This is a genomic window from Brevibacterium sp. SMBL_HHYL_HB1 (genome assembly GCF_018208375.1).
Lineage (GTDB): Bacteria > Actinomycetota > Actinomycetes > Actinomycetales > Brevibacteriaceae > Brevibacterium > Brevibacterium intestinavium.
This window is the reverse complement of sequence record NZ_CP062936.1, coordinates 2,265,138-2,289,020: the sequence shown is the minus strand read 5'-3', so window position 1 is coordinate 2,289,020 and position 23,883 is coordinate 2,265,138. Positions and strand designations below refer to the sequence as shown.

17 protein-coding genes and 3 rRNA genes are annotated in these 23,883 nt (G+C 63.3%); 16 read left to right on the top strand and 4 right to left on the bottom strand.

From position 1 onward, the window contains the following. Positions 1-349: 349 nt before the first annotated feature. The 3 genes from IG171_RS10580 to rrf all read left to right on the top strand — a co-directional run bounded on the left by IG171_RS10580 (position 350) and on the right by rrf (position 5,675). Positions 350-1,877: ribosomal RNA gene (locus tag IG171_RS10580) — 16S ribosomal RNA — on the top strand. A 397-nt stretch (positions 1,878-2,274) separates the two neighbouring features. Further along, positions 2,275-5,395, top strand: a 23S ribosomal RNA gene (locus IG171_RS10575). 161 nt (positions 5,396-5,556) lie between these two features. Next, positions 5,557-5,675, top strand: a 5S ribosomal RNA gene (rrf, locus tag IG171_RS10570). Together the 16S, 23S and 5S rRNA genes form the textbook arrangement of a ribosomal RNA operon. A 70-nt stretch (positions 5,676-5,745) precedes the next feature. On the opposite strand, the gene IG171_RS10565 is transcribed toward rrf, so the two are convergent. Beyond that, complete coding sequence (locus IG171_RS10565) at positions 5,746-6,366, bottom strand: GNAT family protein (RefSeq protein ID WP_249203615.1); 621 nt, start codon at positions 6,364-6,366, stop codon at positions 5,746-5,748. Positions 6,367-6,560: 194 nt separating this feature from the next. Here IG171_RS10565 and gdhA point away from each other — a divergent pair, with 194 nt between their 5' ends. Next, on the top strand, positions 6,561-7,907 hold the full coding sequence (gene gdhA / locus IG171_RS10560; protein WP_212127422.1) for an NADP-specific glutamate dehydrogenase: 1,347 nt from the start codon (positions 6,561-6,563) through the stop codon (positions 7,905-7,907). 137 nt (positions 7,908-8,044) lie between these two features. Here the strand turns inward: gdhA and IG171_RS10555 are convergent, their stop codons facing one another. Then, positions 8,045-8,560, bottom strand: coding sequence for a flavin reductase family protein (locus IG171_RS10555; protein WP_212127421.1), 516 nt, complete (start codon positions 8,558-8,560; stop codon positions 8,045-8,047). On the opposite strand from IG171_RS10555, the gene IG171_RS10550 reads away from it, so the two are divergent. Continuing rightward, positions 8,559-8,846 (top strand): DUF3039 domain-containing protein, encoded by a 288-nt coding sequence (locus tag IG171_RS10550; protein ID WP_249203609.1) that lies wholly within the window; start codon positions 8,559-8,561, stop codon positions 8,844-8,846. The two genes, IG171_RS10555 and IG171_RS10550, sit on opposite strands and share 2 nt — an antisense overlap. Next, positions 8,847-10,646, top strand: a complete 1,800-nt coding sequence (locus IG171_RS10545) for a DEAD/DEAH box helicase (protein ID WP_212127419.1) — start codon at positions 8,847-8,849, stop codon at positions 10,644-10,646. A 144-nt stretch (positions 10,647-10,790) separates the two neighbouring features. Here the strand turns inward: IG171_RS10545 and IG171_RS10540 are convergent, their stop codons facing one another. Then, complete coding sequence (locus tag IG171_RS10540) at positions 10,791-12,110, bottom strand: nicotinate phosphoribosyltransferase (RefSeq protein ID WP_212127418.1); 1,320 nt, start codon at positions 12,108-12,110, stop codon at positions 10,791-10,793. Between the two features lie 52 nt (positions 12,111-12,162). On the opposite strand from IG171_RS10540, the gene clpS reads away from it, so the two are divergent. The 10 genes from clpS (at position 12,163) to IG171_RS10490 (ending at position 22,044) form a co-directional block, all read left to right on the top strand. Further along, positions 12,163-12,468 carry an ATP-dependent Clp protease adapter ClpS gene (gene clpS / locus IG171_RS10535; protein WP_212127417.1) on the top strand — a complete coding sequence of 102 codons (306 nt, stop codon included), beginning with the start codon at positions 12,163-12,165 and terminating at the stop codon, positions 12,466-12,468. 3 nt (positions 12,469-12,471) lie between these two features. Continuing rightward, positions 12,472-13,050: a DUF2017 family protein gene (locus IG171_RS10530; RefSeq protein ID WP_212127416.1), complete on the top strand. Its 579-nt coding sequence runs from the start codon at positions 12,472-12,474 to the stop codon at positions 13,048-13,050. Next, on the top strand, positions 13,047-13,868 hold the full coding sequence (locus tag IG171_RS10525) for an MBL fold metallo-hydrolase (protein ID WP_212127415.1): 822 nt from the start codon (positions 13,047-13,049) through the stop codon (positions 13,866-13,868). The genes IG171_RS10530 and IG171_RS10525 overlap by 4 nt, the downstream gene beginning before the upstream one ends. A 68-nt stretch (positions 13,869-13,936) precedes the next feature. Then, the gene (gene rph / locus IG171_RS10520; protein WP_212127414.1) at positions 13,937-14,659 is read left to right on the top strand and encodes a ribonuclease PH; all 723 of its coding nucleotides are present in this window, start codon (positions 13,937-13,939) and stop codon (positions 14,657-14,659) included. After that, positions 14,656-15,261: an RdgB/HAM1 family non-canonical purine NTP pyrophosphatase gene (gene rdgB, locus IG171_RS10515; protein WP_212127413.1), complete on the top strand. Its 606-nt coding sequence runs from the start codon at positions 14,656-14,658 to the stop codon at positions 15,259-15,261. Before rph ends, rdgB begins: the two co-directional genes overlap by 4 nt. Before the next feature lie 126 nt (positions 15,262-15,387). Continuing rightward, entirely contained in the window at positions 15,388-16,890 is a 1,503-nt protein-coding gene (locus IG171_RS10510; RefSeq protein ID WP_212127412.1) for an ABC transporter substrate-binding protein, read from the top strand. 12 nt (positions 16,891-16,902) lie between these two features. Beyond that, entirely contained in the window at positions 16,903-17,850 is a 948-nt protein-coding gene (locus tag IG171_RS10505; RefSeq protein ID WP_212127411.1) for an ABC transporter permease, read from the top strand. Positions 17,851-17,975: 125 nt separating this feature from the next. Further along, positions 17,976-18,791: an ABC transporter permease gene (locus IG171_RS10500; RefSeq protein ID WP_249204329.1), complete on the top strand. Its 816-nt coding sequence runs from the start codon at positions 17,976-17,978 to the stop codon at positions 18,789-18,791. Beyond that, the gene (locus tag IG171_RS10495; protein ID WP_212127409.1) at positions 18,784-20,574 is read left to right on the top strand and encodes an ABC transporter ATP-binding protein; all 1,791 of its coding nucleotides are present in this window, start codon (positions 18,784-18,786) and stop codon (positions 20,572-20,574) included. Before IG171_RS10500 ends, IG171_RS10495 begins: the two co-directional genes overlap by 8 nt. A 48-nt stretch (positions 20,575-20,622) precedes the next feature. Next, positions 20,623-22,044 (top strand): amidase, encoded by a 1,422-nt coding sequence (locus IG171_RS10490; RefSeq protein ID WP_212127408.1) that lies wholly within the window; start codon positions 20,623-20,625, stop codon positions 22,042-22,044. 73 nt (positions 22,045-22,117) lie between these two features. Here the strand turns inward: IG171_RS10490 and IG171_RS10485 are convergent, their stop codons facing one another. Continuing rightward, positions 22,118-23,854, bottom strand: a complete 1,737-nt coding sequence (locus IG171_RS10485; RefSeq protein WP_212127407.1) for a hypothetical protein — start codon at positions 23,852-23,854, stop codon at positions 22,118-22,120. Between the last annotated feature and the right edge of the window lie 29 nt (positions 23,855-23,883).

Genomic DNA, 23,883 nt, shown 5'->3' with positions numbered 1-23,883 from the left:
CGCAAGGAACGGTGACGGTCGCTCTGATCGGGGGCGATTCGGGCGAATCGAAGATGAACTTCGAGTTGCGCGGGTCGACGCAACGATGTAGAGTAGACATCCGCCGGCACGGCGAGTCGCAAGACGAGAAGTGCAAACAGAAACGGATGCCCCCAGTGTACGTGGCCTTGTTTGGGTTGCGGTGATGGGTGTGTGTTTGTGGTTTGAGAATCCAATAGCGTGTTTGTTTGAACTAGTTGTGATGCCAGAAATTGTTTGTTTTTCTGGTGAGACTATTTATTGGGCCAGCTTCGATCACCCCCGTGGTCGGGTTGGCTGTCTTGCTGGGATTCATTCTGCAACATAATTTTTTATGGAGAGTTTGATCCTGGCTCAGGACGAACGCTGGCTGCGTGCTTAACACATGCAAGTCGAACGCTGAAGCCCTCAGCTTGCTGGGGGTGGATGAGTGGCGAACGGGTGAGTAACACGTGAGTAACCTGCCCCTGATTTCGGGATAAGCCCGGGAAACTGGGTCTAATACCGGATATGACCACCGGCCGCATGGTTGGTGGTGGAAAGTTTTTTCGATTGGGGATGGGCTCGCGGCCTATCAGTTTGTTGGTGGGGTAATGGCCTACCAAGGCGACGACGGGTAGCCGGCCTGAGAGGGCGACCGGCCACACTGGGACTGAGACACGGCCCAGACTCCTACGGGAGGCAGCAGTGGGGAATATTGCACAATGGGGGAAACCCTGATGCAGCGACGCAGCGTGCGGGATGACGGCCTTCGGGTTGTAAACCGCTTTCAGCAGGGAAGAAGCCGTAAGGTGACGGTACCTGCAGAAGAAGTACCGGCTAACTACGTGCCAGCAGCCGCGGTAATACGTAGGGTACGAGCGTTGTCCGGAATTATTGGGCGTAAAGAGCTCGTAGGTGGTTGGTCACGTCTGCTGTGGAAACGCAACGCTTAACGTTGCGCGGGCAGTGGGTACGGGCTGACTAGAGTGCAGTAGGGGAGTCTGGAATTCCTGGTGTAGCGGTGAAATGCGCAGATATCAGGAGGAACACCGGTGGCGAAGGCGGGACTCTGGGCTGTGACTGACACTGAGGAGCGAAAGCATGGGGAGCGAACAGGATTAGATACCCTGGTAGTCCATGCCGTAAACGTTGGGCACTAGGTGTGGGGGACATTCCACGTTTTCCGCGCCGTAGCTAACGCATTAAGTGCCCCGCCTGGGGAGTACGGTCGCAAGGCTAAAACTCAAAGGAATTGACGGGGGCCCGCACAAGCGGCGGAGCATGCGGATTAATTCGATGCAACGCGAAGAACCTTACCAAGGCTTGACATACACCGGACACGCTTGGAAACAGGTGCTCCCTTTGGGGCTGGTGTACAGGTGGTGCATGGTTGTCGTCAGCTCGTGTCGTGAGATGTTGGGTTAAGTCCCGCAACGAGCGCAACCCTCGTTCTATGTTGCCAGCACGTGATGGTGGGAACTCATAGGAGACTGCCGGGGTCAACTCGGAGGAAGGTGGGGATGACGTCAAATCATCATGCCCTTTATGTCTTGGGCTTCACGCATGCTACAATGGCCGGTACAGAGAGAGGCGAGCCTGTGAGGGTGAGCGAATCCCTTAAAGCCGGTCTCAGTTCGGATCGTAGTCTGCAATTCGACTACGTGAAGTCGGAGTCGCTAGTAATCGCAGATCAGCAACGCTGCGGTGAATACGTTCCCGGGCCTTGTACACACCGCCCGTCAAGTCACGAAAGTCGGTAACACCCGAAGCCGGTGGCCCAACCCTTGTGGAGGGGGCCGTCTAAGGTGGGACTGGTGATTGGGACTAAGTCGTAACAAGGTAGCCGTACCGGAAGGTGCGGCTGGATCACCTCCTTTCTAAGGAGCACACATCAGAACCCCAATTGATCACCCGTTCGTGGTGGTGTTGGGTGCTCATGGGTGGAACATCACAACTGCTTGCTCGTCGATGCTGCCTGGCTGGGGTTTCTGCCCCAGGGGGTGGGTGTCGGGTGGGTTGGGACAGGCACGTTATTGGGTCCTGGAATCACAAGCCCTGTGTTGGGTGTGGTTTCTGCTGATAGACCGACCTGCCAGGTGGTGGTCACGGGTTCGTGGCTGCTGGTTGGTGGTGTTTGGTAGTGGTTTGAGAATCGTATAGTGGACGCGAGCATCAACAACATTTTTGTGTTGTTTATGTAATGTGATTTTCTTGTCATCGAATACGAGTGTGTTTGATACATTTCGCGCACACATGGAGCTGACCCTTATGGGGTGGTGAGTGTGTGAGAGCGCATGGTGGATGCCTTGGCATCAGGAGCCGATGAAGGACGTGGAAATCTGCGATAAGCCTCGGGGAGCCGATAAACGGGCGTTGATCCGAGGATGTCCGAATGGGGAAACCCCGCCACCGTCAAGGGTGGTGACCCGTGCCTGAATGTATAGGGTGCGTGGGGGGAACGCGGGGAAGTGAAACATCTCAGTACCCGCAGGAAGAGAAAATAACAATGATTCCGGTAGTAGTGGCGAGCGAACCCGGAGGAGCCTAAACCCTTTCAGTGTCAAGCGTGCTGGTGTTGCTGTGGGGGTGTTGTGGGGCGTGCATGGTCCGGTTCAGCATGACTGGTCTGTGGTGGTGTTTGTGTAGTCGAACCTGGTGGGAAACAGGACCGGAGTGGGTGAGAGTCCCGTAGACGAAACATGGATGCTTCTGCAGTGTGCGTGTGCCCGAGTAGCACGGAACTCGTGGAATTTCGTGTGAATCTGCCAGGACCACCTGGTAAGGCTAAATACTTCCTGGTGACCGATAGCGGATAGTACCGTGAGGGAATGGTGAAAAGTACCCCGGGAGGGGAGTGAAAGAGTACCTGAAACCATGTGCTGACAATCCGTCAGAGCAGCCGTAGCAGCTGTGATGGCGTGCCTTTTGAAGAATGAGCCTGCGAGTTAGCGGTGCGTGGCGAGGTTAACCCGTTGTGGGGTAGTCGTAGCGAAAGCGAGTCCGAATAGGGCGATTTGAGTCGCGTGTCCTAGACCCGAAGCGGAGTGATCTAGCCATGGGCAGGGTGAAGCGTGTGTAAGAGCGCGTGGAGGCCCGCACCCACTTCAGTTGAAAATGGAGGGGATGACCTGTGGTTAGGGGTGAAAGGCCAATCAAACTCTGTGATAGCTGGTTCTCCCCGAAATGCATTTAGGTGCAGCGTTGCGTGGTTCTTGCTGGAGGTAGAGCTACTGGATGGCTGATGGGCCCTACCGGGTTACTGACGTCAACTAAACTCCGAATGCCAGTCAAGGTTGAGCGTGGCAGTGAGACAGTGGGGGATAAGCTTCATTGTCGAGAGGGAAACAGCCCAGACCATCAACTAAGGCCCCTAAGCGTGTGCTCAGTGGGAAAGGATGTTCAGTTGCGAAGACAACCAGGAGGTTGGCTTAGAAGCAGCCATCCTTGAAAGAGTGCGTAATAGCTCACTGGTCAAGTGATTGAGCGCCGATAATGTAGCGGGGCTAAGTACACCGCCGAAGTTGTGGCAGCACCACGGTCGCCGTAATGGTGTGGTGTTGGGTAGGGGAGCGTCGAGTCGCTGGTGAAGTCGCCGTGTGAACGAGTGGTGGAGGCGTCTCGAGTGAGAATGCAGGCATGAGTAGCGAAAGACGGGTGAGAAGCCCGTCCACCGGATGACCAAGGGTTCCAGGGCTAGGCTAATCCGCCCTGGGTAAGTCGGGACCTAAGGCGAGGCCGACAGGCGTAGTCGATGGATAACCAGTTGATATTCTGGTACCGACACACAACCGACAGTACCAAAACACATGAGACTAACCGTCCCAAACGCCCTGGGCATCTTCGGATGCCTGGTTTGGTGTGCGGGGTGGGACCTGAGTGTGGAGTCGGTAAGCGTGTGGTGTGACGCAGAAAGGTAGCCAGGCCGTGCGATGGTTGTCACGGTCTAAGGTTGTAGCACGTGGGGTAGGCAAATCCGTCCCCACAGTAAGTGTGAGAGCTGATGGGCGCCCCACTGTCGGTGGGGTGATCTGGTGATCCTCTGCTGCCGAGAAAAGCATCGGCGTGAGGGTGTGTGTTGCCCGTACCCTATAACCGACACAGGTGGTCGAGTAGAGAATACTCAGGTGATCGAGAGAATCGTGGTTAAGGAACTCGGCAAAATGCCCCCGTAACTTCGGGAGAAGGGGGACCATCCCGGTGAACCCAACTGGCTTGGGGATGTGCTGGTGGTGGTCGCAGAGGCCAGAGAGAAGCGACTGTTTATTAAAAACACAGGTCCGTGCGAAGATGTAAGTCGATGTATACGGACTGACGCCTGCCCGGTGCTGGAAGGTTAAGAGGACCCGTTAACAGGATTCGTTCTGTGAAGCGGAGAATTTAAGCCCCAGTAAACGGCGGTGGTAACTATAACCATCCTAAGGTAGCGAAATTCCTTGTCGGGTAAGTTCCGACCTGCACGAATGGCGTAACGACTTCTCTGCTGTCTCAACCACGAACTCGGCGAAATTGCATTACGAGTAAAGATGCTCGTTACGCGCAGCAGGACGGAAAGACCCCGAGACCTTCACTATAGTTTGGTATTGGGATTCGGTGTGGTTTGTGTAGGATAGGTGGAAGACTGGGAAGCCCTGACGCTAGTTGGGGTGGAGTCGATCGGTGAAATACCACTCTGACCATAGTGGATTCCTGAACTTCGGACCCTGATCGGGTTCAGGGACAGTGCCTGATGGGTAGTTTAACTGGGGCGGTTGCCTCCTAAAGAGTAACGGAGGCGCCCAAAGGTTCCCTCAGCCTGGTTGGCAATCAGGTGTCGAGTGTAAGTGCACAAGGGAGCTTGACTGTGAGACGGACGTGTCGAGCAGGAGCGAAAGCTGGGACTAGTGACCCGGCCATGGCTTGTGGAAGCGTGGTCGCTCAACGGATAAAAGGTACCTCGGGGATAACAGGCTGATCTTGCCCAAGAGTCCATATCGACGGCATGGTTTGGCACCTCGATGTCGGCTCGTCGCATCCTGGGGCTGGAGTCGGTCCCAAGGGTTGGGCTGTTCGCCCATTAAAGCGGTACGCGAGCTGGGTTTAGAACGTCGTGAGACAGTTCGGTCCCTATCCGCTGCGTGCGTAGGAAATTTGTGGAGGCCTGTCCTTAGTACGAGAGGACCGGGACGGACGAACCTCTGGTGTGCCAGTTGTTCCGCCAGGAGCATGGCTGGTTGGCTACGTTCGGGATGGATAACCGCTGAAAGCATCTAAGCGGGAAGCCTGCTCCGAGATGAGATTTCCAGCCCACATTTGTGTGGGGAGAGGTGTCCTATAGATGATGGGGTTGATAGGCCAGGTATGGAAGCGCAGTAATGTGTGGAGTTGACTGGTACTAATACACCGATCACTCATTGACCTTTTTGGGTTGGTGTGTGCGTGAGTGTGTGGTGTGCTCGTTGGTGGCAAGACCCCCTTTTGTGTGGGGTGGTTGCATTGTTTGTGGTGTTCGCGTTCGCTGTGCGGTTCTTGGACTGCTACCGCCTGACTGGTGTGTTGGGTGTGGTGGTCTGTTGGTTTTGCGGTGGTGATAGTGGTGGGGAAACGCCCGGTTAACCGTTCCGATCCCGGTAGCTAAGCCCATTCGCGCTGATGGTACTGCAACTTGGTGGTTGTGGGAGAGTAGGTGACTGCCGCATTTATTTTTGTGGGGAGGGCCCTGTTCGTGTTGGACGGGGCCCTTTCTTGTATTCATGGGTGCTTTTTTATTCATGGGCGTTGTGCGACCGTTGGATCCTGTTCGAGGCCGAGGAATCGGCGAACAGCCTCGGCGCCGGTGACGATGACCTCATCATCCGTGTGCTCGTAGTCGGCGGCGAAGAGAACCAGCTGATGTTCGGTCCGCGGCGCACCATCTTGGCTGATGAGGCGTCGATGGCCATTGGGGGAGTAGCCGAGCTTCTCCGAGACCCTCCGACTGGCATCGTTGCCTGCGATGTAGCCAGTATCGAACCGGTGGGTGCCGAAATGGCGGGCGAAGGCATCGATGACCATCGACCTCATACGCGTGCCGAACCCACGTCCCTGCTCCTCCGGCGCCAGCCAGGAGCCCGTCGACACGGTGCGCGTCAGGGGGTATCGGTCCGAGGAGACTCCCTGAACGCCGACAACTCGATCTGCGACTCTGACCGTGAACTCGATCGTCCACCGCTCGACGGTGAGACCGGCGCGTGTCGCCCAATGGTACTGCGCGAGGCTGCGGGTGATCTGTTCCGGGCTGCCGGTGTCCCAATCGGCGGGGAACGCCTGGACACCATCGCGACGCACGCCGTTTCGAGCGATCTCCGCCAGCTCCGGCAGGTCGGCGTCTCGCACGGGTGAGAGCTCCATATCCGCGCATTGCAGGTGCAGTGCATAAGGTGGCCAGATACTGTCGATGAGCATATTTGAACGTCCCCTCGTCGTCTTTGACAGGTCCGTGATTGCCGTTCGGAACCTTTATCCCAAATGCAGTGACCGGACAGTCGTGTCCATAATCCGGTCGCTTGAAATCCCGTTATCCGGGTCACGGTATGTTTGTGCTCATGAGCCTACATCCATCACTGCAGCCAATCTTCGACACTGTGCTCCAGCGCAATCCCGGAGAGTCGGAGTTTCACCAAGCGGTACAGGAAGTCCTCTATTCCCTGGGCCCGGTCGTGGACAAGCACCCCGAATACCTGGAACTCTCGGCGCTCGAGCGTCTGTGCGAACCTGAGCGGCAGATCATCTTCCGCGTACCCTGGATCGATGATTCCGGCGTCGTCCAGATCAATCGCGCTTTCCGTGTGCAGTTCAACTCGGCTCTGGGCCCCTACAAGGGCGGACTGCGCTTCCACCCCTCGGTCAACCTCGGAATCGTCAAGTTCCTCGGGTTCGAGCAGATCTTCAAGAACGCGATTACCGGGCTGCCCATCGGCGGCGGCAAGGGAGGCGCGGACTTCGACCCGAAGGGCCGCAGCGACCGTGAGGTCATGCGCTTCTGCCAATCGCTGATGACCGAACTGTCCCGCCATATCGGAGAGTACCGAGACGTCCCCGCCGGCGACATCGGCGTCGGCGGCCGGGAGATCGGCTACCTGTTCGGGCAGTACAAGAGAATGGCGAACTCCTACGAAGCCGGCGTCCTCACCGGCAAGGGCCTGTCCTACGGCGGCTCCATGGTCCGCACTGAAGCGACCGGTTTCGGCGTGGTCTACTTCCTCAAGGACATGCTCGCCGCGGCGAAGAAGAACATCGACGGACGCACCGTGTCGATCTCCGGATCCGGAAACGTCGCAGTCTACGCCGCGGAGAAGGTCACCGCCTTCGGCGGCACGGTCATCACGATGTCCGACTCCTCCGGATACATCTACGATCCGGACGGGATCGACACGGAGATCGTCAAGCGCATCAAGTTCGAAGAGCGCGGGCGGATCTCCGAGTACGTCGAACAGCGAGGCGGGCGGGCCCGCTACCACGAGGGCGGAAACGTCTGGGACGCCGAAGTCGATGTCGCCCTGCCCTGCGCGACTCAGAACGAACTCGACGCTGACTCGGCTGCCACTCTGGTCAAGAACGGTCTCATCGCGCTGGCCGAAGGCGCGAACATGCCCTGCACCCCGGAAGCCGTGAAGATCTTCTCCGACGCAGGCGTCCTGTTCGCCCCGGGCAAGGCGGCGAACGCCGGCGGAGTGGCCACCAGCGCCCTGGAGATGCAGCAGAACGCCAGCCGCGACTCCTGGGACTTCGACTTCACCGAGGCACGTCTGGCCGAGATCATGGGCGATGTCCACGACAGCTGCGCTGCCGCTGCCGAGGAATTCGGGTCGCCCGGAGACTACGTCGCCGGAGCCAATATCGCCGGTTTCATCCGCGTCTCCGAGGCGATGCTCGCCCAGGGAGTCGTCTGACCGGCTGAACCCGCCGACGACCGACCCATCGGCCGTCGACGCAGCCGACCGAGGAATGAGCCCTTCGGGGGCGGATCGCTCATGCGATTCGGCTGCGAAGGGCTCGTCTCATGCCACGGGGAGGCGACGCCGCAGTCTCAGCGGCGCCCCATGGTTCCGTAGGCCTTCCGCCACCGCAGCAGCGGACGACTCGTACCGGCGTCTCTGCCCGCCCCCAGCGAGACGACCTCACCGACGACGATGCTGTGGGTCGCGACCTCGAGCACCTCGGTGAGTTCGAGCTCGAACCAGGCAAGGGCCTCGGTGAGCACCGGCTGGCCCGCCTGCGGGGCGGGGAAGGTGTCAATGCCCGTCAGCGAGCCGTACAGCGGCTGACCGGGCGCACCGAGGCGCTCGGAGATGTCCTTCTGATCCGAATTGAGCAGGGAGATCGCGTAGTGCGAACTCGTTTCGAGGGTCTCCATCATGCGCGACCCGGAGTAGATGCTCACCGCCATGGTCGGCGGGTCGTAGGAGACGTCGAGGAAGGAATCGACGGTGATCGCATGCATCGCCTTGCCGCGCGTGGCAGAGACGACGGCGACCGCCGCGGCGATGTCATCGCTGAGCTCCCTGTACCGTTCTGTGAGGGAATCGTCGTGGGCCTGGTCCATGACTCACATTCTAGGGAACTACAATGGAGCCATGACCATTCCAGCTTCAAGCGGTTCATCAACGATCGAGCGCGAGCAGTCCGAGCAGCTTGTCGAGCCCGGAGACCACGAGCGATACAGCCATTACGCACCCAAGGACAAGATCATGGAGTCCATGGTGACGGGAACTCCGCTGATCGCCCTGTGCGGAAAGGTGTGGGTCCCGACCCGCGACCCCGAACGGTTCCCGATCTGCCCCCGGTGCAAAGAGATCTACGAGTCGATGTCCGAAGGACCGCAGGAGTAGATGTCCGCGGAACGTCTCCCAGAAACACCAGGAACACCAGGGACCTCCGCTGCTGAACAACTGCCACCGGCCTTTCCCGAGCGCGCCGCATGGGGAACGGCAGGGAAGCTGCGTGCCTGGCAGGCGGAGGCTCTCGAACTCTACTTCAAGAAACAGCCGAAGGACTTTCTCGCAGTCGCCACCCCGGGCGCCGGCAAGACCACGTTCGCTCTGCGGTTGGCCGCAGAGCTTCTGGCCCGAAAGATCGTCAATCGGGTGACGGTGGTCGCTCCGACCGAACACCTGAAGGTGCAGTGGGCCGACTCGGCCGCGCGCGTGGGCATCAAACTCGACCCGAATTTCAAGAATTCGCAGGGCAAGCACGCTCCCGGTTACCACGGTGTGGCCCTGACCTATGCGCAGGTGGCGGCGAAGCCGGTCCTGCACCACAACCGGACCGCTGCCGGCCGGACACTGGTCATCCTCGACGAGGTCCATCACGGAGGTGACGCCCTGTCCTGGGGGGATGCGGTGCGTGAGGCTTTCGGGCCCGCGGTGCGCCGTCTCTCCCTGACCGGAACCCCGTTCCGATCGGACACCTCACCGATCCCGTTCGTCACCTACGCTCCCGACGAGAACGGCATCTACACCTCGGTGGCGGACTACTCGTACGGATACGGTCGTGCCCTCAAGGACTCCGTCGTCCGTCCCGTGCTGTTCCTCGCCTATGCCGGAGCCATGAAGTGGCGAACGAAGGCCGGCGACGAGATGTCGCATGTCCTCGGTGAGGAGACCACGAAGGACATCAATGCCCAGGCCTGGCGCACCGCGCTGGATCCCAAGGGCGATTGGATCCCGGCCGTTCTCAAGGCCGCGGACATCCGACTCACCGAGGTCCGTCGCACCGTTCACGACGCCGGCGGCCTCGTCATCGCCACCGACCAGGAAGCGGCACGCGCCTACGCCAAGCGGCTGCACGAGATCACCGGAGAGAAGCCCACGGTGGTCCTGTCCGATGAGGCCGGAGCCTCGGAGAGGATCGAACAGTTCCAGAACTCCACCGACCGGTGGATGGTCGCCGTGCGCATGGTCTCCGAAGGCGTCGACGTCCCGCGCCTGTGCGTCGGCGTCTATGCGACCTCGGCGTCGACACCGCTGTTCTTCGCACAGGCCATCGGACGTTTCGTACGGGCCCGCAAACGCGGGGAGACCGCCTCGGTGTTCCTCCCCTCGGTGCCCGTGCTGCTGGCTCTGGCGAACACGATGGAGACCGAACGCGATCACGCTCTCGACCGGCCGAAGAACGACGACGAGAACGACGTCGTCGTCTTCGACGACCAGGCGGTGGAACAGGCGAACCGGGACGAGGGCGCCTCATCCGATCAGCTCGGCTCCTTCGAAGCCCTCGGCGCCGAAGCACTGTTCGACCGCGTCCTGTTCGACGGCGGCGAATTCGGCACCGGCGGGGCCGTCGGATCCGAAGACGAACTCGACTTCATCGGGATCCCCGGGCTGCTCGAACCCGAGCAGGTCCACGAACTGCTGCGCACCCAGCAGGCGCGGCAGGCCAAGCGCAAGACCTCGACGGCACCGGCACCCGAGCCGGACACGAGCGAACTCGAGCACCGGGCGATGAAGGAAGAGCGCAATCAGCTCCAGAGCCTCGTCGGGGCCTGGGCCAGGCGTACGGGGACTCCGCACCAGAACGTGCACGTCGAGCTGCGCAGGGCCTGCGGGGGACCGGCCGTGGCTCAGGCCACGCGGGAACAGATCCAGGCCCGGATCAAGAAGCTGCAGGGCTGGTTCATCGGCCGCAAATGATCCCCGGCCCGAGAAATCGGACACGGGCCCCGTCGTGCGCCGAGCGCAGAAGCGCCCCGCCCGGATCCGATGCCGGCGGGGCGCTCACTCCGAGCAGAAGGGCCTCAGGCCGAGCAGACGGCGCCGGTTGAGAGCAGAGGCCGCTCAGTCCGAGTAGAAGACGGTGGGAATGGCCGGTTCACCGTCCTGCAGCCGACGCGCCGAGCGCGGCAGCTCGGCCAGGGACTCGTCGTGACGGGCACAGGCCTTCTTCACACCGGCCGTACCCACGAATGACTCGTCGACCTCACCATCGACGACGAGATCGACGCTCAACCGGCGGCCCTCACCGAGGTCGTCGGGCAGCGAGGGGATTCCGACGGCCTCCTCGACGGCGATCGCACCATCGATGAGGCGCAGCGCCTCCTTGTGCCCGCCGCGGGAGGGTTTGCCTGTCGCATGCTTGGCCACCGATGTCCACTCTCCGGCCTCGTCGGCCCGGGCCACCAGTTTGTACACCAGGCCCGCGGCCGGAGCACCCGAACCGGTCACGACGCGGGTGCCGACCCCGTAGGAGTCGACGGGAGAGGCCGCAAGCGCGGCGATCGCATACTCGTCGAGGTCGCTCGTGACGGTGATCGTCGTGTCGTGGGCGCCGAGGCGGTCCAGTCCGTCCCGGACCTCCCTGGCCTGTTCGATGAGGTCACCGGAATCGATCCGCACACCGCCGAGTTCGACACCGCCGAGGTCGACGGCCACCGCCAGGGCCTCCTCGACGTCATAGGTGTCGAGCAGGAGCGTCGTATCGGTGCCCAGCGACTTCAGCTGCGCGGCGAACGCCTCGCGCTCGGAGTCATGCAGGAGGGTGAATGAATGCGCCGAGGTGCCGATGGTGGGCAGACCGTACTTCAGCCCGGCGGCCAGATTCGACGTCGAGGCGAAACCGCCGATGACCGCGGCTCGGGCCGCCGCCACCGCGGCGTGTTCGTTCGTGCGCCGCCCGCCCATCTCCGCGCAGGGACGATCACTGGCCGCCTGCGCCATCCGGGAGGCCGCCGAGGCGACGGCGCAGTCGTAGTTCATGGCCGAGAGGATGAGCGTTTCGAGGATGACACCCTCGGCGAACGTCGATTCGATCGTCAGCAGCGGCGATCCGGGAAAATAGACCTCACCCTCGGCATAGCCGCGGATCGTGCCGGAGAAACGGTAGTTCGCCAGCCAGTCGATGGTGCGCTCATCGACGATCTTCTCCCGGCTGAGGAAGGACAGCTCCGCATCATCGAAGCGGAAGTCGCGGATCATCTCGAGGATCCGACCGGTGCCGGCGACGACTCCGTAGCGGCGACCGGGGGGAAGGGTGCGACCGAACACCTCGAAGAGGCTCCTGCGGTGAGCGGCCCCCGATTCCAAGGCGGCCTGCACCATGGTCAATTCGTACTGATCCGTGAAGAATGCCGTCGAATCGGTGCGTGTGAGATCACTCATAGGCGCGATCTTACGTCACGACAGCGTCACTGTTCTGCCGTAAGCTGGAAACGTGAGCAATCCAACGACACCAGTTCTCGAGCCGGAGGTCGACGTCCGGCCGGCCGAAGATCTGGCCAAGCCCTGGAAGACCGTGGTCTTCAACGACCCGGTCAACCTCATGAGCTATGTCAGTTTCGTGTTCCAGAGCTATTTCGGATACTCCGAGGACAAGGCCCACGCGCTGATGCTCGAGGTCCATGAGAACGGCCGTTCCGTGGTCGCCACCGGAGGTCGCGAAGCCATGGAGAGAGACACGCAAGCGATGCACGAATACGGCCTGTGGGCCGCGTGCCAACCCGATTCAGGATCCGACTGACACATGGCCGCCATCGACGCACGCGGGGACGATGTCGTCCTCAGACTCGAAGACAACGAACGCTCTCTGATGCTCACCGTCTTTACCGACCTCTCCGCGCTGCTGAACGAAGACGGAGACGAGGAGACGGACCGACCGGATTCGGAGAACTGGGAGGCCCGCCTCGGTCTCGTCGACCGGCCCCGTCCGGTCGATCCGGCGCTGCTGAGGCTGCTGCCCGACGTCGACCCCGACGATGAGGAGCGTTCGGCGGAGTTCCGCCGACTCACGGAGTTCGACCTCAAACAGGCCAAGGCCCACAATGTGCGCATCGTGCTGCTGGGGCTGAGCAAGGGCAACGACATCACCCTGACCCATGACGAGGTCCTGGCCTGGATGAAGGGTCTCAACGATCTGCGACTGGTCCTCGCCGTCCGGCTCGGCATCGACACCGAGGAAGCACAGGAAGAGAAATACGCCCACCGCGAGGATCTCTCCGAGTCCGAAGACCTCACCCTGACCCTGTACGACTTCCTGACCTGGATTCAGGACCGACTGACAACGACCTTGCTGTCGCGGACGCAAGGGGACGACGACGAATGAAGCTCACCGCCATCGGCACCGCCGGATCCTTTCCCGGTCGGGCAGCGCTCGCCAGCTGCTACCTCATCGAAAGCGACGAGGACACACCCACCCGCATCGTCCTCGACCTCGGATCCGGGGCGCTGAGTCCTCTGCAGCAGACGATCGACACCGACCGGATCTCGGCCATCGTGCTCAGCCACCTCCATCCCGACCACTGCATGGATTTGACCGGGCTCTACGTCAAACACCGCTTCGACCCGAAGTTCTTCAACGGCGACGTCTCCGACACCGGCACGATCCGCACCCGCACCCCGGTCCTCGCCCCACCCGGGGCGAAGGAACGGCTGACCCGGGCCTACTACACCGATCCGGGTCGGTCTCCGGTAGCCAACGGCGGAGACGATTCGAATTTCGACCATGCCTTCGACTTCACCGACCTCGACCACGGCAGCCGACACCAGATCGGAACGCTCACAGTCGAGTCCTTCCTCGTCGACCATCCCGTCGAGGCCTACGCACTGCGCATCACCGATGCAGCAGGACGCGTCATCACCTATTCCGGCGACAGCGACGAATGCGACAACCTCGTCGCCGCCGCCTCAGGTGCCGACCTCTTCCTCTGCGAGGCCGCGTTCCAGGAGGACCGGGACACCGCCCGCGGAATCCACCTGACCGGCAAACGCGCCGGCCGTGTGGCGCAGAACGCCGAGGCGTCCGCGCTCGTGCTCACCCACATCCCGATCTGGACCGACTGCTCGATCGTCCGCGGTGAGGCGGCCGGCGAGTTCCGCGGCCCCATCGAACTCGCCAAACCCGGTGCCACTTGGACCGTGTGAGTTCAGTGCCCGCAGTCGACCCCGCACCAGAACCCGCAACCGCAACCGAGATACGAAAGAGGCAGACAGTGCGCGCAGACGGACGTCAGGCAGACGAACTCCGTGAGGTCAGGATCACCCCCGACTGGATCAACACCGCCGAAGGGTCCGCGCTCGTGGAGTTCGGCAATACCCGCGTCCTCTGCGCGGCTTCGCTGACCGAAGGTGTGCCTCGCTGGCTCAAGGGTGAGGGCCGCGGCTGGGTCACGGCCGAATACGCCATGCTGCCGCGGGCCACCGACTCACGCAGCACCCGTGAGTCGGTCAAGGGGAAGCTCGGCGGCCGCACCCATGAGATCTCCCGCCTCATCGGTCGCAGCCTGCGCGCCGTCATCGACATGGAGAAGCTCGGAGAGAACACCCTGGTCCTCGACTGCGATGTCCTCCAGGCCGACGGAGGCACCCGCACAGCCTCGATCACCGGCGCCTATGTGGCGCTGGCCAAAGCCATCGACAAGGGGCGTTCGACCGGCCTCATTCCCGCCGCCCACAACCCGATCGTCGATTCCATCTCCGCCGTCAGCGTCGGCATCATCGACGGTCAGCCGCTGCTCGACCTGCCCTATGTCGAGGATTCGCGGGCCGAGACCGATATGAATGTGGTCATGACCGGCTCGGGAAAGTTCGTCGAGGTCCAGGGCACGGCCGAAGGCGCACCCTTCGACCGTGACGAACTCGGTCGTCTCGTCGATCTGGCCGGACTCGGCTGCGCCGAGCTCACCCGCATCCAGTCCGAGGTGCTCGCAGGATGACGACCTTCGTCCTGGCCACTCACAACGAGGGCAAGAAGCGTGAGCTGCTGGCCATCCTCGGTCCGGTCCTCGGCGCCGACACCGTTGTGCTCACCGCCGCCGAAGCGGGACTTCGCGATGTCGCCGAGACCGGAGTGACGTTCGCCGAGAACGCCCTGATCAAGGCCCGCGCCGCAGCCGCGGCGACCGGGCGCACCGCCATCGCCGATGACTCGGGCATCAGCGTCGACGTCCTCGGCGGGGCACCGGGCATCTTCTCCGCCCGTTGGGCGGGACGGCACGGCGATGACCGTGCCAACCTCGAACTGCTGCTGGCGCAGCTGAGCGACATCGGCGACGAGCACCGCGGCGCACAGTTCCGCTGCGCCGCCGCGGCTGTGACCGCCGATGGCCGTGAGTTCACTGCAGAGGGCGTCATGCCCGGACGTCTGGCCACCGCGCCGGCGGGGCAGAACGGCTTCGGCTACGATCCGATCTTCCTGCCCGAGGGATCGACGTCGACGGCCGCGCAGATGAGTCCGGAGGAGAAGAACTCCCGCTCCCATCGACGCCTCGCCTTCGACTCCCTGGCCGCGATCCTGGCCGAACAGCCGCGCCTGTGAACGCCGTCCTTCACAGTCTCCAGCATGCGAACATGAACGCTTCGCCAGGTGAGAACATCGGATACACTGGCGATGCTTGAGTGTTGGTGAACGACCCCTCGTCGGTCGGCGAATTCGAGGAGAACGATGAAGACTCCGCGCATCATGACGTGGGTGGCGGCCGCAGCCGCCACGAGCCTGCTGCTGACGGCCTGTTCGGCGGGAGCATCGGACTCCGGCGATGCGGAGCAGAAGGACTCGATGACCATCGCGTTCACCGCCGAACCGGTCAACCTCGACTTCACCTCCACCTCGGGCGTGGCGATCCCCGAAGCGCTGATGGAAAACGTCTACGAGTCCCTGGTCCGCCTCGACGACGAGGGGGAGATCCAACCGGGCCTGGCCGAGGACTGGTCGCTGTCCGATGATCGCAGGACCTACACCTTCGATCTGCGAGAAGGGGTGAAGTTCTCCAATGGCGCGGACCTGACCAGCGAGGATGTCAAATTCTCCTATGAGCGGGTGCAGGACGAGTGGAAGAACGAACTGAAGTCGAAGATGGACATCGTCGAGTCCATCGAGACCCCGGACGAGACCACCGTCGAGATCGAACTGAAGAAGCCGTCGAACACCTGGCTGTTCAATCTCACCAGCCTCGTCGGTGCCGTCTTCGACACCGAGGGCACGACGGACCTGGCCAACGAGGCCATCGGCACAGGACCCTTCACGATCGAGAAGTTCACCCGCGGCCAATCGATCGAGTTCGCCGCCAGGGACGACTACTGGGGTGAGCAGCCGGCACTGGATTCCGTGGATTTCAAGTACTTCAAGGACGCGGTCTCGGCCTCGAACGCACTGAAGTCGGGAGAGATCGACCTCGTCTCCAATCTGCAGGCCCCCGAACTGGCAGGGGAGTTCCAGAGCGACGACTACCAGATCGTGTCCGGCACCACGAACGGTGAAGTCGTGCTGTCGATGAACAATGCGGAGGGCATCTTCGAGGACAAGACGGCCCGCGAAGCCGTCATGCACGCGATCGACCGCAAGGCCGTCCTCGACACCGCGTGGGCCGGATACGGTGAGCTCATCGGTTCGATGGTGCCGCCGACCGATCCCTACTACGAAGACCTCACCGGGGTGTGGAAGTACGACCCGGACAAGGCCGAAGAGCTCGTCGACGAAGCCGGCATCGAGGGGGAGGAGTTCACATTCACCGTGCCGAACCTGCCCTATGCCAAAGCGATCTCCGAGATCGTGTCCGCGCAGCTCGAAGAGGTCGGGCTCAAAGCGAACATCAAGACCCAGGAGTTCCCGGCCGTGTGGTTGGACAAGACGTTCACCGAACATGATTTCGACATGTCGGTGATCAACCACGCCGAACCGAGGGACATCCTCACGGTGTTCTCGAAGGACTACTACATCGGCTACGACGATTCGAAGATCAAGAAGATCGCCGAGAAGGCCGACACCGGAACGGAAGAGGACTACATCGCCGGGATGAAGGAGATCGCGCGAACGATCACCGACGACGCGGCTTCGGACTTCCTGTTCCTGTTCCCGAACCTCGTTCTCGCCAAGTCCGATATCGCCGGGATCCCGGCCAATCGGGTCTCCGATGCGTTCAGGATCGCCGACCTGAGCTGGAACTGACCACACGGATCGATGCTCACCTACGCGATCAGCCGCGCAACACAGTTCGCGCTCTCACTCATCGTCGCTTCGGTGGTGGTCTTCGCCCTGATGAGCCTCCTGCCGGGAAACGCGGCGCAGGTGGCGCTGGGCACCAACGCCACCCCCGAGGCGGTGGCGGCTCTCGAAGCCCAGTACGGGCTCGACCGTCCGCCGGCGATCCGCTACTTCGACTGGATGATCGGCATGGCCGGGGGAGACTTCGGCACCTCCTATGTCACCGGAGCCGAGATCACCCCCGTCATCGTCGACAGCGTGCAGGTCACTGCGATCCTCGTCATCTCCGCGATCGTCCTGTCGATCCTCATCGCCGTGCCTCTGGGCACCTTCGCCGCCGTCGAACACCGCACCTGGATCGGCGTGACGATCTCCGCGGCGAGTCAGATCGGCATCGCGATCCCGAACTTCCTCGCCGCCATCATCCTCGTCATCATCTTCTCACTCACCCTCGGCTGGTTCCCGTCCCAGGGATGGATGGCGCCGGTCGAGGGCGTCGGCGGATTCCTCCTCCGCCTCGTCCTGCCGGTCGTGTCACTGGCTCTCGTCCAGGCCGCTATCCTCACCCGGTATGTGCGTTCAGCCGTCCTCGACGTCATGCGCGAGGACTTCATCCGCACCGCCCGCGCGAAGGGACTGACCCGCACGAAGGCTCTGTTCGCGCACGGACTGCGCAATGCCGCGATCCCCGTCATCACCGTCGCCGGGGTCCAGTTGGCGACGCTGCTGGTGGGAGCGGTGATCATCGAACAGATCTTCGTCCTGCCCGGCATCGGATCCGAACTCATCCGAGCAGTGGCCAACCGCGACCTCATCGCCGTCCAGGGCATCGTCATGGTCCTCGTCCTGCTGGTGCTCATCATCAACCTCATCGTCGACGTGCTCGTGCCCGTCGTCGACCCACGGATCAGGAACGCCGCATGAGCGACAGCCCCACCGGTGCTCACAGCCCCCGCGACCTCGCAGACGTCGAGGCACCGGGCCCGACCGTTCCAGCACGCGCGACGGACACCGGTCCCGGCCGCTCGAAGCTGCGTCTCAACGCGTCGATGGCCATCGGCGGCGGCCTCGTCGTCCTCATCGTCGGTCTCGCGCTCGTCTCCTTCCTCTGGACGCCCTACGGCCCCAGTGACATCGACCCGATCGCGCGGCTCCAGTCGGCCAGCCCCGCCCATCCGCTGGGCACCGACAAGTTCGGTCGCGACACGCTGACATGGGTGATGTACGGGGCACGGATCACCCTGCTGGTCGGCGTCGTCGCCGTCGGCATCGCCCTGCTCATCGGCACCCCGATCGGCATCATGTCGGCGATCTTCGCGAAGCAGCCGTGGGGCGTGTGGATCGACGCGGTCATCATGCGCGCCAACGACATCCTCCTGGCCTTCCCCGCCCTGCTGCTGGCGATCATCTTCGCCGCCGTCTACTCACCGGGAACCGGCCCGGCCATGGTGGCGGTCGGCATCGCCGCGATTCCCGGGTTCGCCCGCGTGGCCAGGTCCGGGACCCTGCAGGTGCTCGGGTCCGAATACGTGCGCGCGGCCCGGGCATCGAACCGCAGGACCCCGGCCATCGCCGTCGTCCATGTGCTGCCGAACATCGCCGGCATGGTCATCGTCCAGGCCTCGGTGGCCTTCGCGATCTCCGTCCTGGCCGAGGCGGGGCTGTCCTTCCTCGGTCTCGGCACGCAGGCCCCGGTTCCCTCCTGGGGCCGGATGCTCCAGGAGTCCCAGCAGTTCCTGTCGATCCACCCCGAACTCGCCCTCTGGCCGGGACTGTTCATCGCCCTCGCCGTGCTCGGCTTCAATCTCTTGGGCGATGGGCTGCGAGACCGGTTCGATCCGAAGATGGAGGCCCGTGGTGTCTGAGAATCTGCTCGAGGTCCGCAACCTGACCATCACCCCCGCAGGTGCGCAGGACCCTGTGCTCGACGATGTGAGTCTGAGCCTGGCGGCGGGGGAGAGGGTCGGGCTGATCGGGGAGTCCGGATCAGGCAAATCACTGACTGCCCAATCGGTGATGGGACTGCTGCCCGAAGAGCTGCACGTGCAGGGCCAGGTGGGACTGCAGGGCCACAGCGGGAACCTCCTCGACGCGAATGAGAAGACCCTGGCCGGGCTGCGCTCGGACATCGTGTCCATGGTCTTCCAGGAACCCATGAGCGCACTCAACCCGCTCATGCGCATCGGCGAGCAGATCGCCGAGGTGCTGCGCATCCACGGCAAGACGGCTCGCGCACACGTGCCGACACGTGTGCGCCAGCTGCTCGACGACGTGCACATGCCCGAGCCCGACAGTGCACGGTTCGCGTTCCCGCACCAGCTGTCCGGCGGACAGCGCCAACGGGTCATGCTGGCCATCGCCCTGGCGAACTCCCCGCGACTGCTCATCTGCGATGAACCGACCACGGCACTCGACGTCACCGTGCAGCGGCACATGCTCGACCTCATCGCCGAACGGGTGGCAGCAGTCCAGGCTGGTCTGCTGTTCATCACCCACGACCTGGCCGTCGTGGCAGGCCTCTGCGACCGGGTCATCGTCATGTACCGCGGCCGCATCGTCGAGACCGGACCCGTCGAGAAGATCTTCTCCGCACCCGAGCACGAATACACGCGCGGACTGCTCGCGTCGTCGGACCTCGGTGCTACCGACGACGACGGTCGACTGTTCACGCTCAAGACGGCACTGGCCTACACGGGTCCGCAGATACCGGTGATCGACGAGGATCGGACGCGCTCATCTGCGCCGGGCGCTCGGAGACCGGCTGCGTCAGAAACCCGCATGGGCGGGGCCGAATGCGGAACGGACACGCCCGAGGCAGAGCCCGTGGCCGCCTCGGCCAGCGACGCGTCTGCGCTGATCGAGGTTTCCGATGTCACTCGTGTATTCAGAGCCGGGGGACTGCTCGGCCGACGGCGATCGAGTGTCACCGCCCTGGGCGGGATCGACTTCCGGGTCGGCGCCGGAGCGCGTCTTGGCATCGTGGGAGAATCCGGCTCGGGCAAATCGACGCTGCTGAACATCCTCTCCGGCCTCGATCGTCCCACCACCGGCCACGTCCGGGTCGGCGACATCCGAGTCGAGGCCGCTGGTGCGCAGGCGCTGCGAGCTCTGCGGGAGAACCTGCAGATCGTGTTCCAGGACCCCTTCGCCTCGCTCGACCCGCGGATGCGAGTCGCGGACATCGTCGCCGAGCCTCTCGTCGCGGCCGGCGTCGAGAGGGACGAGCGGCTCGCACGGGTCGAGTCGATGCTCGAAGCCGTCGACCTCGACGCGCAATCGCTGAGTCGCTATCCGCACCAGTTCTCCGGCGGTCAGCGGCAGCGGATCTCCATCGCCCGCGCCCTGGTGACCCGACCGCAGATCCTCGTCGCCGACGAACCGGTCTCCGCCCTCGACGTGTCCGTGCGCGCCCAGGTGCTCAACCTGCTCACCGACCTCGTCGACGACTATGCGCTGACCCTCCTGTTCGTCTCCCACGACCTCGGCGTCGTCAGACACCTGTGCTCGGAGGTCATCGTGATGAAGGACGGCCGGATCGTCGAGTCCGGCGCCACGGAGGACATCTACGCGAACCCCCAGGAGGACTACACCTCCCGCCTCATCGCCGCCACCCCGAGCCTGGCCGAGGCGCTCGCCGCAACCGGCTGAGCCGACCGAGCATCACCGTCACAGAACCATCGAGAGAAAGGGCAGCACGTGAGCACGATCTCGCTTGCCGATCACAGCGCGGCCGAGCTGGCGGCCGGATTCGCCGGAGGGGACTTCGACCCCATCGAGGCGCACAGTGCCGTGGTGGCCAGAATGGACGAATGCGAACCGGTCATCAACGCTCTGTGCCACCGCGATGACGAACGGTCCCGAACCGCGGCCGTGGCCAGCGCCGCCCGGTGGCGCGAGGGCCGCCCCCTGAGCGACCTCGACGGTGTGCCGGTGACGATCAAGGAGAACATCGCCCGAACCGGGGTGCCCATTCCCAGCGGGCATGCGTGGGCCGAGGTCCCGATCGCCGATCACGACGCCCCGATCACGCAGCGGCTGGAGGAAGCCGGCGCCGTCATCGTCGGTTCCACGACGATGCCCGATTGGGGCATGCTGTCCTCGGGAGTCTCCTCCCTTCACGGAGTGACCCGTTCTCCGCTGAACCCCGAACTCACCACCGGCGGTTCGAGCGCCGGAGCCGGAGCGGCGGCCGCCGCCGGGTACGGCCCCATCCATATCGGTTCCGATATCGGCGGTTCGATCCGCCTGCCGTGCACATGGCTCGGCCTGGCCGGACTCAAACCCAGCTTCGGTCGGGTCCCGCTCGACGCACCCTATCTCGGTCGGTGCGCCGGGCCGCTCGCGCGCAGGATGTCCGATGTCAAAGCCGTCATGGACATCATCTCCGCTCCCGATGATCGGGACTACTCCCGACTTCCTCGCTTCGCCGTCGACGATCCGCGCCATCATCCGGAATGCGGATCGGGTGCTGGGTTCGACCCGCGGGGGCTGCGCATCGGTCTGCACCTCGACGCCGGGTGCGGGGTGGCCGTCGACGCGCAGATCCGGTCCACCATCGCCGAGGCGGCCGAGCGCTTCGCTGACGCCGGGGCGACGATCGTCTCGGTCGAACCGTTCATCGACGACGGTCTGCTCCACGACATGGATCTGTTCTGGCGGGTGCGGTCCTGGGCCGATCTCAAGGCGCTGCCGGTCGAGGAACAGGCCCTCATCCTGCCCTATATCCAGCAGTGGGCCCAGGACGGAGCCGATGTGAGCGGAGTTCAGCTGATGGATTGCTACCACAGTGTGCAGGAGATCAGGCGGCGCACGATCGCGGCCACAGCCGATCTCGACCTCGTGATCTCTCCCACCGCTCCCGGCCCGGCATTCCCGGCCGAACAGCCGATGCCCTACCCCGAGGTGCACGAGCCGATGGGCCATATCGGCTTCACCATGCCGTTGAACATGTCCGAACAGCCGGCAGCGACCGTCCTGGCCGGGTTCATGACCGATGGCCGGACCATCGGCGCCCAGATCTCCGGACGTCGTTTCGCTGACGAATTCGTCATGGCCGCCGGAGCCTGGTTCGAGACCGCAACCGGTCTGGAGACGCCGGCCAGGGCCGCGATGGGCTGAAACCTCCGACCAGCAGGACCGACCCGACTGGAAGGACAGGGTCGATCCCGCCGGTTCGGCGGGTCACCGCCGGTCAGAAGTCGAAGAACTCGACCGAGAGCTTGTCGCCGTCGACCTTCACGCTGCCGGAGACCGACAGCGAATTGCCGTTGGAGAAGTATGAGGACCCGGCCCTCTTGCCATCGACGGTGAAGTCGAACTTGCCCGGCTTCTCAGTGAAGAACGAACCGGTGTTGGTATCGCCCGCACCGAAGCTGGCCTTCACCTTGGGCATCTCCTTCATGTCCCACTTCGCGGTGTCCTTCTTCGCCAGATCGTCGAGCTTCTTGTCCGAACCGCCGACCGGGATCTCCGAGGGATCGAACTTGATGAAATCGCACTTGGGCTCGATGCTCTTGTTGTCGAAGCACTTCTTCAGCTCGGCCTCGACCTGCTTCTGCACTTCCTTCTTGAATGCCTTCGTCGGCGACAGGTCGAGGTTGAGGGTGGTGGGGGCGACCTGACCCTCCTTCGGCTCCCCGCCCGGGGTGAAGGCCTTCGGGAAGTTCACCTGGGCCGTGTCCGAGGCCTCGGAGACCCACTTGCTCGAGGGGATCTCGAAGTCATAGCTGCCCGGATAGACGGCGAAAGAGGTGGTGCCCGACTTCGCCTTGTACTCTTCGCCGTTGACGGTCAGGCCGTCGGCGGCGGGAATGTCGAGGGAGACGACGTTGAGTTCGGGGCCGGTCAGGCTCCATTTGTCGAAGAACAGGTCCTGCTTTCCGTCCTTCTTCGCCGACAGCTCCACGTTGTAGGCAGTGCCGTCGAGTTCGTAGGACACGACGACGGTGCCCTTGTCTCCGTCGACGGTGGAGGATTCGACCTTCGCCTTGTCGATCTTCGCCGATGAGGCGTCGGTGAATTCCTTCGACAGCAGATCGACGTTCGTGCCCTCAGGCCGCGGTGAGGCGGCGATCTTCTCCGCCGCAGCGAAGTCTCCCTTGTTCAGCGCGGCGACATAGTCCTCGGCCACCTTGTCGGGACCGTAGTTGTTCTTGTTGACGCTGCCGACGACGAGGAAGCCGATGAGGACGAGGACGGCGACGAGGGCCACCGCACCGAGTGTGATGAAGAGCGGAAGCTTGCTCTTCTTCTCCGGTCGTGCATCGGCGCGGGTCGCCGCGGCCTGAGAACCGGCGAAGCCCGGGGCCGGGGCCGGCTGCGGAATCGCTTGGGACTGTCCGGAACCCGAGCCGGTGCGCCCCTCGTCCGGACCCGAGCCGGTCTGGTACTGCCCCGGTTGGTGCTGACCGGGCTGGCCCTGTCCGCCCGGATACGCGGAGCCGCCCTGGCCGGACGCGTTCTGATACGGACTGCTCTGATACTGGTCGGCCTGATTCGGAGCACCCGGGTATGGGCCCGCCGGTGGGCCGGCCCACGTCCCATCCGACTGATTCGAGCCGGAGGGTCCGCCGTTCTGGGCCGACGGATCGGAGTGCCGCGTTGCCTGGTTCTGCTGCGAAGCGGCCGGGGCCACGGTGGGCCGGTCCGGGGCCTCGGCATCGGAGCCATCCGCCCCCTGGTCGGGGGTGTGCAGCGGGGGCGCCTGGTCATCGGGCCCAGTCGAACCTTCGGACGGCTCCGGGCCGGCCGCCGGGTCCTCGTCGAAATCGGGAGCGGGCATTGCCTGCGTCTCCTCGGTGGTGTCCGAGGCTGTCGAACCCTCGACGCCCTCGTCCTTCGGATCCTCCGAACGAGGCGTCGATCGGCCGGTCTCCGGAGGCTCGCTGGGTGGTGGCGGGAAATTGGGGTGATCGTTCCCGTTGCTCATCGTTGGATTCATCCTTTGCGTGTACAAGC